We start from the raw sequence: 16,035 nt of genomic DNA, 5'->3' as shown, positions 1-16,035 counted from the left end.
AAATCCACTCAAAAAGATTTTATCTTTTCTATGCTTATTTTCATTATTGGCAACATCCTTTCTATAGCATTTTTTATAGATAATAAATACTAATATTTTAAATAAAATTTTTAATAATTAAAAATAAAAAATATGATACACGATAAAGACTATATTCTTCGTATTGTAAAACAATTTTCTGAATTTCTCACTAAAAGAATCTTAGATGAAAGTGAAGAAACGATTTCCGAGCAGCAAAGAATTTTCGACACCAATATGAACGACACTTTTAAGATTAGTTTTAATGAACTTTCTTCGAAATCTGCTGAAGAAATCACACAATTAATTCATGAAAAAGAAAGCAATCACCATATTCCGTATTTTGAACTTTTAGGTCATCTTTTTTATGCGAAAGCAAAGGAAACTGACAACAAGGATTTTTCAGAAAAAGCCATCGTCTTTTACCAATTATATCTTCAGACCAGCGGAATATTCTCCCTTCCCATTGTCAATAGAATCAACGAAATAAAAAAAGCACTTGAATAAAGTGCTTTTGTATTTTTAGAATGTAATACTGTACGTTCCGGTAGATGATACGCTGGCTTTTTCAGCTTTCACGTATTTTTTAACCCACGCAACAGACGTGGAAACTACACAAGGATCTGATATTCCACCTGATCTTCTTGCAGAAGAAATATTTCCGGCTTTATCTACAGTGTACGCAATCGTAATCGATCCGCTTGCAGAGCAATTGTGACTTGGTTGTGCACCTCCTCTTCCCATCGTTCCTGGGATATACCCTATCAATCGACGGTCTATTCCTACTTTGCTGTCGCCATTTCCATCTCCGCCTAAAGGATCTCCATTGTTACCTATTCCTGTTCCTGTTCCCTGACTTCCGGCTTTCGTTCCACGACCTTTAATTAGGTTTCCGATGGCAGCAGTTCCTTTCCCGTCGCCTTTTCCAGTTTTAGAATTGGCTGTTGTTGCAGAACTTTTTGTGCTTTTCGTCGTCGAACTTGCCGTTGATTTTTTATTGGTTTTAGAATCTTCTTTTTTCGGAGCTGTAACTTTGGTATTGGCTCCGGTAATTATTTTGTCTTTAACCTCACTTTTCTTTGATTCCGGCTTTGGATCCGGAACAATAACTGTTTTTGGCTCAGAAACAACATTTTCAGAAGGTTCGGGAGCTGTTTCTATCGCTTCTGCTGCCAGACTTCCTTCCTGATTCGCTGGTTCGTCAATTCCGGCTCCGTTTCGGTTATCGCCAAAATTCACGAGCATTGTGGTAATCACTTCGGGTTCTTTTGCACGCTCAGTAGGTTTCATTTTATAGATGAAAACGAATAACAAAATAGCAGACCAGATAAGGATAGAAAGCACCGCACTTTTTATCTTATCTTTATTTTCTTCGTCTCTATTTATCGTATAACCTCTCATTGATTTATGGTCTCAAATTATTTTTTATTTGCCACGAATGCACTAATACTTTTTTATTTGTGTACTCGTGGCAATGAAGAATATTTATTCTTTTACCGTTGCAATTGCAATATTAAATTTATGCTTTTCTGCAATTTCCATTAAAAAAACAACGTCTTTATGCATTGTGCTCTCATCTGCTCTGATGGTAAATGATTTTGCAGATTTGCTTTGAAGATCATTTACAATAGTTTGTTCCACCAATTCTCTGCTTACCGGTGTATCATTTACAAAATACGATCCGTCCGGTTTTACACTTACCGTCATCGGATTCGGAATATTGTTATCTACGCTTCCTGTTTGTGGAAGTTTTACATCAATCGCACTTTGATTAGCCGCAGAAGAGGTAATCATAAAGAAAATCAACATTAGCAAAATAACGTCTGTCATCGCTGCTAAACTGAATTCCGGATGCGCTTTATTTCTTCTCTGAATTTTCATCTGTTAGAATTTATAAAGGTTTATTGATAATATCTAAAAATTCTCCGGACACATTTTGAGTTCTCAAAACGAATTTATCAATTCTTGTCAACAAAATGTTATAGAAAAAGTTTGCCGGAATTGCCACTGCCAAACCAACTGCAGTCTGTCCAAGAGCGGTATAAATACCTTCAGACAAAGTTTTCGGAGAGAAAGCGCCTTCAGCATGTGACAAATCAAAGAACGCAATAATCATCCCGATTACCGTTCCCAAAAGTCCCAACATCGGTGCGATACTTGGTACAACTGCCAAAAGGTTTAAGTTTTTCTCCATGTTGGCAACCTCAATCTGAGCCTGCGATTCCATCGCGCTTACTATATCAGAAACCGGTCTTCCCAATCTTGAGATTCCTTTTTCTAAAATTCTAGATTCTGGTGAATTCTGTGTTTTACAATAATCTGCTGCTGCTTCTATCTTTCCGTCTCGGATGAAATCTTCGATGTTATTCATAAAATTAGAATCCGTTTTTGAAGTCATTCTTTTAATAAAGAAAAATCTCTCAAAAAAAAGATAAACAGAGAAAACTCCCAATAACAAAACAGTTACCATCACTATTTTAGCGAAAGCACCACCATGAAAAAGGATATTCCAAAAAGAAAATTCAAGCTTTTCTACAGGTACATTAGGTACAGCGACCTGTGCAAATAAAATCTGAGTAAGTTCCGTTAACAGCATTAATTGATTATTTTTATAATGATTTTAAACGACAAAAATAATGGAATATTATTAATCCTTATCTTAAAATAAGCTTAAAAAACACATTCCAAAGCTAATAATGTCTTAAAAAAGCAAATTTCTTTCCAAAAAAGTATTTGAAAAGAAATTTGAAGTGTATATTCTGGCAGCGATTAGTCTTCGTCTACCTCTATTTCGTCCTGTTTGAATTCGCATTTCAGCCTGAAAGGAATCGGTGTATCAGAACCGGTGTAAAAATCATCGATGGTTCCTTTCCAGATTACCTGAAGCTCATCTTCTTCGTTTTTCTCAAAGCAAAGCTCGTTGTCATAAATGAAGGCATCTTCATCATCAAACAAATTGACTTCGGTATAAACCTCATCATCAGAATCGTTGATTTCAAATGTTTTTCCTTCAATTTCAGAAGATTCTATAGGAAATTCTATCACCTCCAGCGAAAGCTGCGGGAAATTGTACTGCAGAGAATCGTCGTCTACATGATCTAAACCGTCGTCGGTAATAACCTCTACTTCCAAAAAATGTTTTTGATTACTATAAACAGCCTTGCAATAAGTGCTTCTTATATTGTATTTTAGAGTTTCGTCTGGATGGTAAATTTTTAAAATCCCTTTCATTATTTCCTAAAAAAGAACTGTAATACTATGATTGTTAAATGCTTTAGGCAAAGATAAAAAATTGTATGAATCTGAAAAATGTTTTGAAAATTATTTTTATTAAAATATCTGTTTAAAACAAATTTGATTACAATATTGGCTATTTTTGTTATTTATTACCCTGAATAAAATGCTGAAACAAATTTTGTAACAACATTGTAATTGCGTCATACCAATAAAGATAAAGAGTATTCATGAAAAATATTTTATTTAAAACCATAATCGGCCTCGGTCTAGCGGTGAGCATTTCTTCATGCAAAAAATCAGATTCACCGTTAACGAAAGTTACCCCGACCAATATAGATTCTATCGCATCGAATTATTATGAGCAATATCTAAAGCTTTATCCTTTAGAAGCTACTTCACAGGGAGATTTGAGATATAACGATCAACTTCCTATCAACATTGATAAAGACTTCATTTTGGGTGAAGTTGCTTTTTATAATTCCATTCAGAAACAGCTTGAAAATGTAGATTATAAAAGCCTTTCAGACGATGATAAAGTGGTTTATGATGTGTTGGATTATACTCTAAAAGATAAAATTGAAGCGTATGCTTATCATCCGGAATACATTCCTTTCAGCCAGTTTACAGGTTTGCCGTTAAATTTTCCTCTGTACGGTAGCGGACAGGGAAGCCAGCCCTTCAATACAGAAAAAGACTATGAAGACTGGTTAAAAAGAATGGAGAAATTCCCAGAATGGATGGATGCAGCTGCAGATAATTTCCGCGAAGGAATAAATAATAAAGTTGTTCTTCCCCAAAAATTGGTGATAAAAATGATTCCTCAAATGAAGGCCGAAGAAATCATCACACCTGATTTTGAGAAGAATATTTTCTACGGACCTGTAAAAAACTTTCCAAAGACTTTTAGCAAAGAACAGAAAGAGAAATTTACCAAACTGTATAAAGAGGCAATTGCGAAAAATATCATTCCTGCATACACAAAAATGGGTGCATTTCTGGAGAAAGAATATTTACCTAAAGCCAGAGAAACAGACGGTTACAATAGCCTTCCTAATGGAGATAACATTTATAGATATTACGCTAAAAGCTGGACAACAACCAATAAAACGCCTGAGGAAATCAACAAAATAGGCCAGCAACAAGTTGCTATGCTTCGTGGCGAAATGGAAAAAGTAAAGCAACAAGTTGGTTTCACTGGAACGCTTGAAGAATTTATTAATTCAGTAAAAACAGATCCGAAAGCAATGCCTTACAAAACCTCAAAAGAAGTTTTAGACGGATTCAACGGGATTTTAGCCAAAATAACTCCGAAGCTGAAAACCATGTTCAGTGTTACGCCAAAAACTAAGTTTGAGATCAGACAAACCGAAAAATTCAGAGAAGCAAGCGCAAGTGCAGAATACATCCAGGGAACTCCCGACGGAAAAAGACCGGGAATTTTCTACATGCCTCTTCCTGATCCATCGAAATTCAACGTTACTTCAGGAATGGAATCTCTTTTTTTACACGAAGCAATTCCCGGACACCATTATCAGGTTTCTCTGCAACAGGAAAATACAAAGCTTCCAAAGTTTATGAGATTCGGTTGGTTTGGAGCTTATGGTGAAGGTTGGGCACATTATTGTGAAACTTTAGGTCCTGAATTTGGATTGTACACAGATCCTTACCAAAAAATGGGGTATTTGAGCGATCAGATGCTTCGTGCCGTTCGTTTGGTTGTCGACACCGGAATCCACACCGGAAAAATGACAAGAGAAGATGCTATTACTTATTTTTTAAACAATATTGCTTACGATGAAGCAGGAGCAACTGCAGAAGTTGAACGATATATGGCAATGCCAGGACAAGCTTTAGGCTATAAAATCGGATCTTTAAGAATCAGAGAACTGAGAGAAAAATATCAGAAAGAATTGGGGAATAAATTCAATCTGGCAAAATTCCATGATGAAATATTGAGCCAAGGCTGTCTGCCTTTAGATGTTTTGAATAGGAAAATGGAGCTTTGGGCGAAGAAGCAGAAGTAATTCAATAAAACAATGTAGAGAAGATTTTAACATTAAATATAAAAGTCACGAAAAACTAATTCGTGGCTTTTTTGTTTTAGATTTGTTTAAACAAAATTATGAAACAAGCTTTATATTTTATCTTCATTTTAATTTTCTGCTTATTAATTGTAAGCTGCAAAAAAGCGAAGAAAAGGGAGCAGACTTTTGAAAAATTTATCGTTGACAAAAATCTCCCTCAAAATGACACAATAAAATTGCTTTCAAAATACCCTGAATTAAAGCTTTATAAAAAGGAAAAATTAGAAAGTAAAACAAGAACGGCTTATATTATTCAGACAACAGTTTTATTTCAAACCGATAAATATAAATGTAATGCTGTTTCAAAAAATGATACATTGGAGGTTTTACTCAATAACAATAATGGCCTTTATGGAAATGGAGTTTTAATCAAAGTATTTGATGATCATTTTTTCATTAAAGATATTGATCCTAAAACCTTACACGGCGAAATAAAATTTATGAAGACGAAACCTGTTTATCAAGAATTAGTGCTTGATAACAACAGTTTTCAGAAAAACGACACTGTTTATGGTTTTATAGATTATAGTACAAAAGTAGAAAATTTCACAAAAGATTTCAGAGGATATTTTAAAGCAGTTATTAAATAAAACTTATCTAAAAAACATTTAATTTTGATCCAGAAATTACAATCTTAAAATTATGACAGAAAGCGTAAAATCATTGTTTACAAGAGATTTAAACCAATTAAAAAAAGAAATAGAATCATATCAAAACGAAGAAGCTATTTGGAAAATCGATAAAGATATTCTAAATTCTGCAGGAAATTTATCCCTTCATCTGGTTGGAAATATTAATCATTTTATTGGTGCAATTTTGGGAAATTCAGGGTATGTGAGAAACAGAGAACTTGAATTTTCATTAAAAAACATTCCAAAAACCGAATTGATTCTGCAAATTGAAAAAACTATCGAAGTCGTGCATTCTTCGCTTGATCAATTATCAGAGGAGGATATGAACAAAGAATATCCTATTCAAGCTTTAGGCTATCCAATGACGATAGAATATTTTCTGATTCATTTGTTTGGACATTTAAATTATCATTTAGGGCAGATTAATTATCACAGAAGATTGTTGGGTGTAGAGTAAATTTTATTTCTTATTTAACCACCCCGTCAAAGATTCTACGAATTTTCGCCACCCCTCCAAAGGAGAGGAAGTTTTGTAAGTTTGATAATTAATTTATTTCCTTTTCTTCGAATAACATTTTAGTGAGAAAATCTTTCTCACCCTTTCCTCTTGCGGGAGAATATTCTCGTCCGTAGAAAATAATCTGAAGATGAAGTTTATTCCAAACCTCTTCCTTCCACAGATTTTTGGCGTCTTTTTCAGTTTCTACAACGTTTTTTCCGGAAGTCAATTTCCATTGCGTCATCAATCTGTGAATATGTGTATCGACCGGAAAAGCCGGAAAACCAAAGCCTTGGCTCATGACTACAGAAGCCGTTTTGTGACCAACTCCTGGAAGCGCTTCGAGTTCTTCGTAAGTTTGAGGCACTACTCCATTATGTCTTTCGAGTAAAAGCTCGGCCATTCTTTTCAGATTCTTCGCTTTTGTATTGGAGAGCCCTATTTCTTTAATCAGTTCTTTAATCTGAAACTCTTCTAGTTTGGCCATTCTGTGCGGCGTTCCTGCAACAGCGAAAAGATCAGGCGTCACCTGATTCACTTTCTTATCTGTCGTCTGTGCGGAAAGCGCCACTGCAACCATTAAAGTATAGGCATCGGTATGATCCAGCGGAATAGGAACTTCAGGATATAATTTTTCTAATTCTGACTGAATGAGCGCCGCTCTTTGCTTTTTTGTCATTTAACCATTAAATTTGAACAAAAATAAATCATTATGCTGAAAGTTGGAGACCAATTACCACAATTTGAAGGAATCAATCAGGACGGAGAAGCAATTAATTCACAAAAATTAATTGGAAAAAAATTAGTTATTTTCTTTTATCCGCAAGCGAATACACCAACCTGCACTGTGGAAGCTTGTAATCTGAGTGATAATTATTCTCAATTGGAAAAAGCAGGATTTCAGCTTTTAGGAATAAGTGGAGATACCGTTAAAAAACAGAAAAATTTTCACAGCAAATTTGCTTTTCCTTATGATTTGATTGCTGATGAAAGTCGTGATATTATCGAGAAATTCGGAGTTTGGCAGGAGAAAAAAACTTTCGGAAAAACGTATATGGGAATTGTGAGAACTACCTTTATTTTCGATGAAAAAGGAATTTGCACCAGAGTTATCGAAAAAGTAACTTCTAAAACTGCAGCAGCTCAGATTTTGGAAGGATAATTTTATAATCCGTCATTATGAATGGAACGAAGCGAAGTGAAGAATCTGTATTAGACCTGGATTCTTCATTTGTCAGAAGGATAAAAAATCTGCAAATTATTCCGTCTCGTAATACATCAACTCTTCATTTTCACTGGGAAGTGTTACATATTTTTGGAATTTTAAACCTAATCTTTCGATTAATTTTTGTGAAGAAAAATTGTCTTTTACGGTAATGGCAGAAATTTTATTTAATCCAAAATCTTCCATTCCTACAGATTTTATTTTCTGAGCAGCTTCAAACATAAGGCCTTTACCCTCAAATTTTTCAAGAACAGAAAACCCGATATCTACAACATCAAGACCTTCCCGTTCAAAGATTCCTACTGCGCCTATTTTTTGGTTTCCTTCTTTTAAAACAATAAGATAGTTTCCAAATCCTACTGTTTCAATTTGCGGCAAAAACTTGTCTTTAATGTAATTTTCGGCATCAGAAATCGTTTTTATATGACGATCACCAATAAATTTGATAAACCTCGGCATGTTATACATCTCGAAAATCAGATCAGCATCCTCCAAAGACATTGGACGAATTAAAAGCCTTTCTGTTTCGTAAAATTTATATTCTTTTTTTGACGGGTTGTTTTTTGGGCTCATCTTTTGGTTCTTCTTTCTTTTCTATTTTTAAAAGACGTGGGTTGTTTTTACAATTTTTAGTATAAACTTCAATGTACGTTCCGTTATCTTTAATATTCGAAACTACACCTGTAGCCTTATTAACCGTCAGCGTAAAATGTGTTTTTTGGTAAGGACACTCTTTTGAAGTGATTTTTCCGAGATCTAGGTAATAATTGGTTGCATCTGTGTAATAATTGGCAGCAACGTCTACAAACTGCTCATCAATTAAATATCCATCCAAAACTGCAGACAAAGCAGCTTCTTCAACGTTATCAACCTTTCCTATAAAGCTTTTCAATTCATTAATATCAGTAAGATAATTAATCTTTCCGCCGGCAGAATAAACAATATAATAAAAACTATCTTCACCTGGTCTGAGGCTGAACCCACTAAATTGAGGCACATAATCTTTCTTGGTTCCGGAAACTTTTACTTCTTTATTTTTCCCGTAGCTGTTGTGTGCCAACACCCAAAAGTCAAGTTTATTATTCGGAATTATTTTAGCTAAAACGCCATCTACATTATTAAACTTATTTTTGTCCTGAGAAAAAACAGAAATTCCCAAAAACAGAAAAGTAAACAGAAAAATAAGAGTTGTACTTTTTTTCATAGCTGATAATGCCACACAAACCGTGCCAGTCTTTTACATAAATTTTTCTCCTTTTTTCAGGCTTTTTAAGTCTAAAACATAGTCTTTAATCTGCTGATCGTGCTCTCTCGGGCAAATTAACAATACTTTGTCTGTATCTACAACGATAAAATCCTGTAAACCGTCTATGACCACAGCCTTATTATTTTTCACATGAATAATATTCCCTGTAGAATCGTAAGTAAGCGCCGTTTTTATATTGATTGCATTTTCGTTCTGATCCCTTTCGCTGTTTTCGAAAACTGAAGTCCAGGTTCCGAGATCGCTCCAACCTAAATCGGCAGGAATTACATGCACATTTTTAGCTTTTTCTAAAATTCCATTATCGATTGATATTTTCTGGATTTTAGGATAAATGAGTTCTATACAGCTTACTTCTGCTTCGGCATTGTATTCGCAAGCCATAAACTGCTGAGTCATATCCGGAAGAAACATTTCAAAAGCTTTATGAATAGATTTTACATTCCAGATAAAAATCCCTGCATTCCAAAGAAAATCTCCACTTTCAAGGAAGCTTTTAGCAATTTCAAGAATCGGTTTTTCTGTAAAAGTTTTAACTTTATAATAGTCTGAATCTTTTTCTTCAACAAACTGAATATATCCGTAACCAGTATCGGGTCTTGTTGGTGTAATTCCCAATGTCAAAAGATAATCATGTGTTGACGCAATGCTAAATGCCAATTCTACTTTCTCTAAAAAAATGTCTTCTTTTAAAATTAAATGATCTGCAGGAAGCACAATCATCGTAGCATCGGGATTCACTTCGGCAATTTTGTTTGCCATGTAAAGATTGCATGCAGCTGTGTTTTTCATCAGAGGCTCACCCACTACATTATCTTCAGGAATTTCCGGTAACTGCTGATGAGAAAGCCCAACATATTCTTTATTGGTAATTACAAATATATTTTCGTTGGGAATAATCTTACTGATTCTGTCATAAGTCTGTTGAATCATCGTACGACCCGTTCCCAAAATGTCCTGAAATTGTTTAGGGAATTTCTGTGTGCTCAAAGGCCAGAATCTACTACCGATTCCTCCCGCCATAATCACACAGTATTTATCTGATTTTGACATATTTTAACTGCATTTTTTCACTCTCGCCAGCGGTTTGAAAGAATACTTTCGCCCTGTAGCCAGATTCATACAAAGATAGTTTTTTTTAATCAGACCTTCCAACAAATACTTTTCGTCTCGATAGATGAAATTCTCTCCTTTATTGAGTTTTTCTATGTAAACCTCATCATCATCCTGATTTTCAATATGAAAATATTTTACAAGATCCGAGCTTGCCATAAAATTGGCTTTCGGAGATCTGGAAAATTTAATAATAACCGGCTTCAGATCTTCTTCATAAACATCTATACTTTCCAGAAGCATTTCCCTGAAAGTATGTTTCCATTCGGTACCGTGCGGAGCAATTTTTCTTCCGAATTTCTCGAAAGCGATAAGATGCGCCAACTCGTGGGTCAACACAAAAAAGAAGAGCTGCGGAGCCAACGTAGAATTGATGGTAATTTCATGCGAATTATCCCTTAATTTACGGTAATCTCCAAGCTTCGAATTTCTATTTCTAGTAACTTTTATATGAATATAATGACTTGAAAACCATTTCTTTAAATACAAAAGCGTATTCTGAGGTAAATATTTTTCTAAAGACTGAATAGACATTTTACAAACTTAGCGGAATTCCTGAATAGAAATTCAATAATTTAAGACTGAAAAGATAATTAAATTTCGCCTGTTCTACTGAACCTTGAGCATTGGCATAATTGTTTCGGGCAATATTTAGATCATAAATTGTTGTACGACCCGCAGTATAACTTTTGTCGGCAAATTCCATGGCTAATTTTGTGCTTTTTTCAGCTTCTACTGCAGCAAGATATACTTCGTAATTGGAATCAACATCAAATTGCGCTTGTTGTACGCTTTGTCTTACACTTTGTTTTTGCTGTTCTAAAGTCGTTTTAGCAATATTTTCATTGATTTTTGACTGCTCTACCTGAAGTTTGGTAATTCCTTTATTGAAAATCGGAATATTTAAACTCAGTCCGCCCTGTTGTCCAAAGTTATCTTTGTATTGTTTGAAAAAAGAAGGTTCTCTTGCGGCATTTCCAAACTGATCAAAGCCTGAATAGCTTGTATTCAATAAATTGTTATAAAAACTTCCTATTCCCAAACTCGCCGTAAGAGTTGGCCAGAAAGAGGTTTTGGTAATTTCGGTCTGGGCTTCTGCTGATTTTATTCTGCTTTCTGCCGCTTTTATTTGTGGTTGATTTTCATAAGCGATACTTAGCACATCATCTACAGAAACTAACTGAGGCGTAAGCTTATCATCAACTTCTACATCTTCTACATCAAAATCTTTGTAATCTTTTAACTGAAGCAACTGCGCCAAAGCAAATAAGCTTCGTCCCACATTGATCTCGGCTGTCTTTAAGTTTTGTTTTTCTCTTGCCCAGGCCGCTTCTGCTTCTGCAACAATAGTTTGGGCGGTGGTACCTACTTCTGTAGTTATTTTTGCTCTGTCAAATTGTTTTTTGGCATTATCTGTTGCGCTTTGAGAAATCTTTACAATTTCCTTATTGAGTAAAGTCGTTAAATATTGCTGAGCAATCTGAAGCGAAATATCATTTTTAATGGTTTCAATATCATATTGACTTGCCTCAACATCAAACTGAGATTTTCTGATTGTTTTTTCAAGTCTGCCGTTGTTGTAAACCAAAATATCAGCTCCCAAATTAGCAGAATTGCTGAATCTGTCGTTTCTGATACTTCCTGTTCCCAAAGAAGCCTGCCCAAAACTCACGTTATTTCCTACATTTGCGCTTACAGAAGGAAGGTAATTTCTCTGGGCAATTTTAAGATTAGAATCCTGAAGTTGTTTTGAATATTCATTCTGAATCACCTGCAGATTGTGCTTTACCGCATAGTCTACACATTCACGCAAAGACCATTTCTGCTGAGCGCTTAATCCCGCAAAGGCTAATCCCAAAACAATCGTCAAAACTTTTTTCATAAGGAAATATTTAATTTTTTTTCAAATGTAACCGTTATTTTCAAATTCTTTTTCAATATAAAAAGTTTGCAAACAGCGATTTCAAATTGGCTTTTTTAGCATTAGACGTAAAGATTGCAAAAAAGTTACAGATTTAGAAAATTATTGTTTCATTTTAATGAAAGTTTTGAGAATTTTGCATCATGACAAACGCACAATATCAGGAAGCCGTAGAATGGCTTTTCGTTCAGGCGCCAAACTATCAGAGAGATGGGCAAAAAGCGTACAAACCAGGACTTGAGAATATCACAAGACTCTGCGCTTTTTTCAACAACCCACAAGATAAAATAAAATGCATCCACATTGGGGGAACCAATGGAAAAGGGTCTACCAGCAATATGCTTTCTTCGGTTCTTCAGGAGTCGGGTTACAAAACAGGTCTGTATAATTCTCCGCATCTTATTGATTTTACCGAGCGTATTAAAGTGGACGGTAAAAACTGTGATAAAGAATTTGTCTATCATTTTATTTTAAAACTACAAACGCTTCCCGAAGATATACTTCCTTCTTTTTTTGAATTTACTACAATTATGGCGTTTGAGTATTTTGCTCAGCAAAAGGTAGACTTTGCCATTATTGAGGTTGGTTTGGGAGGAAGATTAGATTCAACCAACATTATTAAACCTTTGGTTGCAGCGATTACGAATGTACAACTCGATCATCAGAATATTTTAGGAAACACGATCGAAGAAATTGCCTACGAAAAAGCAGGAATTATAAAAAATGATACGCCCATAATTTTCGGTGACGATAATGAGATAGTAAAAAATATTATTAAATCTAAAGCAGCTAAAGAAAACGCTTCATTTATTGATGCTTCTTTATTAAAAACCGAATTAAAATCTGATCTGAAAGGAAATTACCAAAATAAAAACATTAAGGTTGTCTTAAGCCTAATTGAAGAGTTACAAAAACTCAATTATAATATCTCAGATAAAAATATTGAAACCGGACTACTGAATGTTCACCAAAACACAGGATTCATTGGTCGTTGGTTTGAATTTTCTCACAATCCGCTGACCATTTGTGACACCGCACACAATCAGGCAGGTTTAGAATCTGTTTTTAAGCAGTTGAATGCCATTGAAAAACACAAACATGTTATTCTAGGGTTCGTCAATGACAAAAACATTGATGATGTAATGGGTTTACTTCCTAAGAATTCTGAGTTTTATTTTGCAAAACCATCCATCAACAGGGGAAGACATCCACAAGACTATGAAGATTTACTAAAAAAATCAAAAATAAATTACAAAATTTTTGATTCTGTACAAGAAGCCTATCTTTCTGCAAAACAAGAATGTACGAATGAAGAAATGATTTTTATTGGCGGCAGCAACTTTGTAGTGGGAGATTTTTTAGAAAAAAATTTGGAGATTTCCGAATAAGTCGTATATTTGCACCACTCTAAACGGTAATAACGTTACAGAGGGCGATTAGCTCAGTTGGTTCAGAGCATCTGGTTTACACCCAGAGGGTCGGGGGTTCGAATCCCTCATCGCCCACAAAAGTTCCTAAAACTTTTAAAAAATTTAGGGCTCTTAGCTCAGTTGGTTCAGAGCATCTGGTTTACACCCAGAGGGTCGGGGGTTCGAATCCCTCAGGGCCCACAAAAACTCTCAGATTATTCTGAGAGTTTTTTATTTTAATACTATTTCATTTTTTTTAGCAGTGAAGCCAGTTTATAAATATCCAGATTTTTTATTTGGGGATTATCTGATAACAGATTTTTGAGGATGTTTTTTTTAATAAACTGTTCGTATAAAAAGAGAAAAAACTTATTAAAACCTAGTTTTCTTATCTTTCTTGCAACACTAAAAACCTTAATATCCTTAATATATTTTTCATTGTCATCGATTTGGGAAAGCTGAAATAACGAATTCATGGCGATTTCTGTTTTAGCTAAGAAAACATCATTAGAAGTGTCATCAAAGTGTATGACGGGGTTATTTATTCCCGAAAACGTCACATTATTAAGTTCCATTTTTTTTGCAAATACATAATCTTCATATCCGTAATGAATTAAAGTTTCGTCAAATGGGAATTTTATGAAAGCTTCTCTTTTAATAATAAAATTAACTGTTTTAAAAACAGAAAAATCTGACGTTCGTTCGCCAGAAAAAATTTCTCTTTCTACAGAATATCTGTTTCGTAAAGTTTTCGAGTAAGAAGAATCGATTCTGAAGTTACCATAAACAACGTCAACTTCCCTATTGTTTGTTATTTCTTGTAAATAATTTTTAAGAAAATCAGAATGATCAATTTTGACATCGCAATCCAAAAAAAGCAGATAATCTCCTTTTGTATGTTTTAAAAACAAATTTCTAATTCTAGATCTTCCTACATTCTTTTCGAGGAAAATAAAGTGATCTGCGTACGCTGAAGCTACTTTATAAATTTCATTGAAGTTTTCATCCGAACCATCATTAATAAGAATAATTTCTGCATCAATTGAATGGCTTGCTATTTCTCTCTTAAGGTCATAAACCAATTCTCTTACATCAAAATTATAAACCGGAATGCATATAGAGATTTTCATTAAGCTAGATTTTTTCGATAATCTTTTGCACATTGAGCTCTTCTAAACAAGCCCAATCGCCACGGAAACATTCTTTGTCCCCAAAAACAGAACATGGGCGACAAGTAAGGTCAGTAATCTGAACAACATCATCTTCACTTTGCCCGAATCCCAAAAACCCTGCGTAAGGATGAGTAGAGCCCCAAATAGAAACACAACGGGTTCCTACAATACTCGCAAGATGCATATTAGCTGAATCCATCGAAATCATTACTTCAAGCTGAGAAATCCTATTCAGTTCTTCTGAAAGATTGAGTTTTCCTGCCAGACTTTTGGTATTGGGAATCTGTTTTTCCCAACTTTCGAGGGTTTCTGTTTCTTTTTTCCCGCCTCCGAAAAAATAAACTGTATTTTTTTCTGCTAAAATTTTTACGAGCTCAAAAGACTTTTCCAAAGGAAGCATTTTTCCTTTATGCTGAGCGAACGGTGCAAAACCAATTCCTGATTTTTGACTTGCTTTGGGTCTTAATTGATGCGAAAGCTCGACTTTAAAACCCATATTGCGAAAAACATCAGCATAACGTTCTACAGTCTTTTTAAGCTGAATTTTATTTAAATTCCAAATATCGGTAAGATATTCTTTTTCCTCTTTTCCTTTATTGATTTTAAAAACCTTTAAGCCTTTTCTTATATAAATCTTATCTAATATTTTTGAACGGATAACATCATGCAGATCAGCAACATAATCTGGTTTATATAACGTAAGCAATTCTTTCCCCAACCGTCTGATTCCCAGAAAGCCTTTATAGTCATCAAGGTCGATCCCATGAAATATAACGTTCGGAATATCAGCAAATAAGCTCTCAAAATTATTCCTTGAAACCATCACAATTTCAACCTCCGGATTTTGCTCCAAAAACTCCCGGAAAACAGGCACAGTCATAGCGACATCACCAAATGCGGAAAAACGGTATGCTAGAATTCTGGTCAAAACTAAGATTTCAGTTGGTATGCGACTGCATAAAATTTGATTTGCTTAGTCATCGCCATCAATCCGTTGGCTCTGGATGGCGATAAAAATTCCTGTAAACCGATCTCAGAAATAAATTCAAAGTCAGAATCAAGAATTTCCTGGGTAGAATGGCCGCTATAAATGCTTACCAATAAAGAAACGATTCCTTTGGGAAGAATTCCGTCAGAATCTGCATTGAAAAATAGTTTTCCATCTTTAAATTCAGCATCAATCCAAACCTTGCTCTGGCAACCTTTGATCAGATTATCATCTTTTTTCTTGTCCTCCGGAAGCCCCTTCAGCTCTTTGCCCAAATCTATGATATACTCATATTTCTGTTCCCAGTCTTCAAGAAACGCAAACTCGTCGATTATTTCCTGCTGTTTTTCTTTAATGGTCATTTCTATACTTTCTTTCTGCAAAGATAGCCAATTTTGAAAAGATAATTTAACAGAAACTATTTTCAATTATTTTAAAAGCAAGGATAAACCAAATATTCATTATTCAACATA

Annotated in this window: 19 protein-coding genes and 2 tRNA genes; 8 read left to right on the top strand and 13 right to left on the bottom strand. The window is 34.5% G+C overall.

Annotated elements, in window-relative coordinates; all coding sequences use genetic code 11:
• The first annotated feature begins 132 nt into the window (after positions 1–132).
• On the top strand, positions 133–525 hold the full coding sequence (locus OH814_RS10060) for a hypothetical protein (RefSeq protein ID WP_308828069.1): 393 nt from the start codon (positions 133–135) through the stop codon (positions 523–525).
• 15 nt (positions 526–540) lie between these two features.
• Here OH814_RS10060 and OH814_RS10055 read toward each other — a convergent pair whose 3' ends face one another.
• The 4 genes from OH814_RS10055 to OH814_RS10040 all read right to left on the bottom strand — a co-directional run bounded on the left by OH814_RS10055 (position 541) and on the right by OH814_RS10040 (position 3,249).
• Positions 541–1,419 (bottom strand): ferric siderophore ABC transporter substrate-binding protein, encoded by an 879-nt coding sequence (locus OH814_RS10055; RefSeq protein ID WP_308828068.1) that lies wholly within the window; start codon positions 1,417–1,419, stop codon positions 541–543.
• A gap of 84 nt (positions 1,420–1,503) precedes the next feature.
• Positions 1,504–1,899, bottom strand: a complete 396-nt coding sequence (locus OH814_RS10050) for a biopolymer transporter ExbD (RefSeq protein WP_076561171.1) — start codon at positions 1,897–1,899, stop codon at positions 1,504–1,506.
• A gap of 10 nt (positions 1,900–1,909) precedes the next feature.
• The gene (locus OH814_RS10045) at positions 1,910–2,614 is read right to left on the bottom strand and encodes a MotA/TolQ/ExbB proton channel family protein (RefSeq protein ID WP_308828067.1); all 705 of its coding nucleotides are present in this window, start codon (positions 2,612–2,614) and stop codon (positions 1,910–1,912) included.
• Positions 2,615–2,787: 173 nt separating this feature from the next.
• Positions 2,788–3,249, bottom strand: a complete 462-nt coding sequence (locus tag OH814_RS10040) for a hypothetical protein (RefSeq protein ID WP_076561170.1) — start codon at positions 3,247–3,249, stop codon at positions 2,788–2,790.
• 233 nt (positions 3,250–3,482) lie between these two features.
• On the opposite strand from OH814_RS10040, the gene OH814_RS10035 reads away from it, so the two are divergent.
• The 3 genes from OH814_RS10035 (at position 3,483) to OH814_RS10025 (ending at position 6,428) form a co-directional block, all read left to right on the top strand.
• Entirely contained in the window at positions 3,483–5,279 is a 1,797-nt protein-coding gene (locus tag OH814_RS10035) for a DUF885 domain-containing protein (RefSeq protein ID WP_308828066.1), read from the top strand.
• A gap of 98 nt (positions 5,280–5,377) precedes the next feature.
• Positions 5,378–5,929 (top strand): hypothetical protein, encoded by a 552-nt coding sequence (locus OH814_RS10030; RefSeq protein WP_279196331.1) that lies wholly within the window; start codon positions 5,378–5,380, stop codon positions 5,927–5,929.
• A 52-nt stretch (positions 5,930–5,981) separates the two neighbouring features.
• Positions 5,982–6,428 (top strand): DinB family protein, encoded by a 447-nt coding sequence (locus OH814_RS10025; RefSeq protein WP_308828065.1) that lies wholly within the window; start codon positions 5,982–5,984, stop codon positions 6,426–6,428.
• A gap of 88 nt (positions 6,429–6,516) precedes the next feature.
• Here OH814_RS10025 and nth read toward each other — a convergent pair whose 3' ends face one another.
• Positions 6,517–7,149 carry an endonuclease III gene (nth, locus tag OH814_RS10020; protein WP_308828064.1) on the bottom strand — a complete coding sequence of 211 codons (633 nt, stop codon included), beginning with the start codon at positions 7,147–7,149 and terminating at the stop codon, positions 6,517–6,519.
• Between the two features lie 33 nt (positions 7,150–7,182).
• Here nth and bcp point away from each other — a divergent pair, with 33 nt between their 5' ends.
• The gene (gene bcp, locus OH814_RS10015) at positions 7,183–7,632 is read left to right on the top strand and encodes a thioredoxin-dependent thiol peroxidase (protein ID WP_308828063.1); all 450 of its coding nucleotides are present in this window, start codon (positions 7,183–7,185) and stop codon (positions 7,630–7,632) included.
• A 96-nt stretch (positions 7,633–7,728) separates the two neighbouring features.
• Here bcp and OH814_RS10010 read toward each other — a convergent pair whose 3' ends face one another.
• From OH814_RS10010 to OH814_RS09990, 5 genes are read right to left on the bottom strand one after another with little or no spacing between them, the layout of a single operon-like run.
• Positions 7,729–8,268: a GNAT family N-acetyltransferase gene (locus tag OH814_RS10010; RefSeq protein WP_308828062.1), complete on the bottom strand. Its 540-nt coding sequence runs from the start codon at positions 8,266–8,268 to the stop codon at positions 7,729–7,731.
• A complete protein-coding gene (locus tag OH814_RS10005; RefSeq protein WP_308828061.1) occupies positions 8,231–8,899 on the bottom strand; it encodes a hypothetical protein in 669 nt (222 codons plus the stop codon). Before OH814_RS10005 ends, OH814_RS10010 begins: the two co-directional genes overlap by 38 nt.
• 33 nt (positions 8,900–8,932) lie before the next feature.
• Entirely contained in the window at positions 8,933–10,012 is a 1,080-nt protein-coding gene (locus OH814_RS10000) for a mannose-1-phosphate guanylyltransferase (protein WP_228421379.1), read from the bottom strand.
• Positions 10,013–10,015: 3 nt separating this feature from the next.
• Positions 10,016–10,606 carry a SprT-like domain-containing protein gene (locus OH814_RS09995; protein ID WP_308828060.1) on the bottom strand — a complete coding sequence of 197 codons (591 nt, stop codon included), beginning with the start codon at positions 10,604–10,606 and terminating at the stop codon, positions 10,016–10,018.
• A gap of 1 nt (position 10,607) precedes the next feature.
• Positions 10,608–11,954, bottom strand: coding sequence for a TolC family protein (locus tag OH814_RS09990; RefSeq protein ID WP_308828059.1), 1,347 nt, complete (start codon positions 11,952–11,954; stop codon positions 10,608–10,610).
• 182 nt (positions 11,955–12,136) lie between these two features.
• Here OH814_RS09990 and OH814_RS09985 point away from each other — a divergent pair, with 182 nt between their 5' ends.
• The 3 genes from OH814_RS09985 (at position 12,137) to OH814_RS09975 (ending at position 13,603) form a co-directional block, all read left to right on the top strand.
• The gene (locus tag OH814_RS09985; RefSeq protein WP_308828058.1) at positions 12,137–13,381 is read left to right on the top strand and encodes a folylpolyglutamate synthase/dihydrofolate synthase family protein; all 1,245 of its coding nucleotides are present in this window, start codon (positions 12,137–12,139) and stop codon (positions 13,379–13,381) included.
• A gap of 42 nt (positions 13,382–13,423) precedes the next feature.
• Positions 13,424–13,498 (top strand) — tRNA-Val (locus OH814_RS09980).
• A 30-nt stretch (positions 13,499–13,528) separates the two neighbouring features.
• Positions 13,529–13,603 (top strand) — tRNA-Val (locus OH814_RS09975).
• 41 nt (positions 13,604–13,644) lie between these two features.
• Here OH814_RS09975 and OH814_RS09970 read toward each other — a convergent pair.
• The 3 genes from OH814_RS09970 to OH814_RS09960 are packed head-to-tail and all read right to left on the bottom strand — an operon-like array spanning position 13,645 to position 15,924.
• On the bottom strand, positions 13,645–14,532 hold the full coding sequence (locus tag OH814_RS09970) for a glycosyltransferase (RefSeq protein ID WP_308828057.1): 888 nt from the start codon (positions 14,530–14,532) through the stop codon (positions 13,645–13,647).
• 4 nt (positions 14,533–14,536) lie between these two features.
• On the bottom strand, positions 14,537–15,502 hold the full coding sequence (locus OH814_RS09965) for a glycosyltransferase family 9 protein (protein ID WP_308828056.1): 966 nt from the start codon (positions 15,500–15,502) through the stop codon (positions 14,537–14,539).
• 2 nt (positions 15,503–15,504) lie between these two features.
• The gene (locus tag OH814_RS09960) at positions 15,505–15,924 is read right to left on the bottom strand and encodes a SufE family protein (RefSeq protein ID WP_076561348.1); all 420 of its coding nucleotides are present in this window, start codon (positions 15,922–15,924) and stop codon (positions 15,505–15,507) included.
• Between the last annotated feature and the right edge of the window lie 111 nt (positions 15,925–16,035).

Origin of the sequence: Chryseobacterium sp. CFS15 (genome assembly GCF_031118795.1) — a bacterium.
Classification (GTDB): domain Bacteria; phylum Bacteroidota; class Bacteroidia; order Flavobacteriales; family Weeksellaceae; genus Chryseobacterium; species Chryseobacterium indoltheticum.
This window is presented reverse-complemented; position numbering and strand designations above follow the sequence as displayed.

Excerpts from the sequence above, each read along its gene's own strand:
- OH814_RS10030 (WP_279196331.1), top strand. The coding sequence starts at position 5,378 with ATGAAACAAGCTTTATATTTTATCTTCATTTTAATTTTCTGCTTATTA.
- OH814_RS10055 (WP_308828068.1), bottom strand. The coding sequence starts at position 1,419 with ATGAGAGGTTATACGATAAATAGAGACGAAGAAAATAAAGATAAGATA.
- OH814_RS09990 (WP_308828059.1), bottom strand. The coding sequence starts at position 11,954 with ATGAAAAAAGTTTTGACGATTGTTTTGGGATTAGCCTTTGCGGGATTA.
- OH814_RS10010 (WP_308828062.1), bottom strand. The coding sequence starts at position 8,268 with ATGAGCCCAAAAAACAACCCGTCAAAAAAAGAATATAAATTTTACGAA.
- OH814_RS10050 (WP_076561171.1), bottom strand. The coding sequence starts at position 1,899 with ATGAAAATTCAGAGAAGAAATAAAGCGCATCCGGAATTCAGTTTAGCA.
- OH814_RS10040 (WP_076561170.1), bottom strand. The coding sequence starts at position 3,249 with ATGAAAGGGATTTTAAAAATTTACCATCCAGACGAAACTCTAAAATAC.
- OH814_RS09970 (WP_308828057.1), bottom strand. The coding sequence starts at position 14,532 with ATGAAAATCTCTATATGCATTCCGGTTTATAATTTTGATGTAAGAGAA.
- OH814_RS10035 (WP_308828066.1), top strand. The coding sequence starts at position 3,483 with ATGAAAAATATTTTATTTAAAACCATAATCGGCCTCGGTCTAGCGGTG.
- OH814_RS10060 (WP_308828069.1), top strand. The coding sequence starts at position 133 with ATGATACACGATAAAGACTATATTCTTCGTATTGTAAAACAATTTTCT.
- bcp (WP_308828063.1), top strand. The coding sequence starts at position 7,183 with ATGCTGAAAGTTGGAGACCAATTACCACAATTTGAAGGAATCAATCAG.
- OH814_RS09960 (WP_076561348.1), bottom strand. The coding sequence starts at position 15,924 with ATGACCATTAAAGAAAAACAGCAGGAAATAATCGACGAGTTTGCGTTT.
- OH814_RS09995 (WP_308828060.1), bottom strand. The coding sequence starts at position 10,606 with ATGTCTATTCAGTCTTTAGAAAAATATTTACCTCAGAATACGCTTTTG.
- OH814_RS09985 (WP_308828058.1), top strand. The coding sequence starts at position 12,137 with ATGACAAACGCACAATATCAGGAAGCCGTAGAATGGCTTTTCGTTCAG.
- OH814_RS10045 (WP_308828067.1), bottom strand. The coding sequence starts at position 2,614 with ATGCTGTTAACGGAACTTACTCAGATTTTATTTGCACAGGTCGCTGTA.
- OH814_RS10025 (WP_308828065.1), top strand. The coding sequence starts at position 5,982 with ATGACAGAAAGCGTAAAATCATTGTTTACAAGAGATTTAAACCAATTA.
- OH814_RS10000 (WP_228421379.1), bottom strand. The coding sequence starts at position 10,012 with ATGTCAAAATCAGATAAATACTGTGTGATTATGGCGGGAGGAATCGGT.
- nth (WP_308828064.1), bottom strand. The coding sequence starts at position 7,149 with ATGACAAAAAAGCAAAGAGCGGCGCTCATTCAGTCAGAATTAGAAAAA.
- OH814_RS10005 (WP_308828061.1), bottom strand. The coding sequence starts at position 8,899 with ATGAAAAAAAGTACAACTCTTATTTTTCTGTTTACTTTTCTGTTTTTG.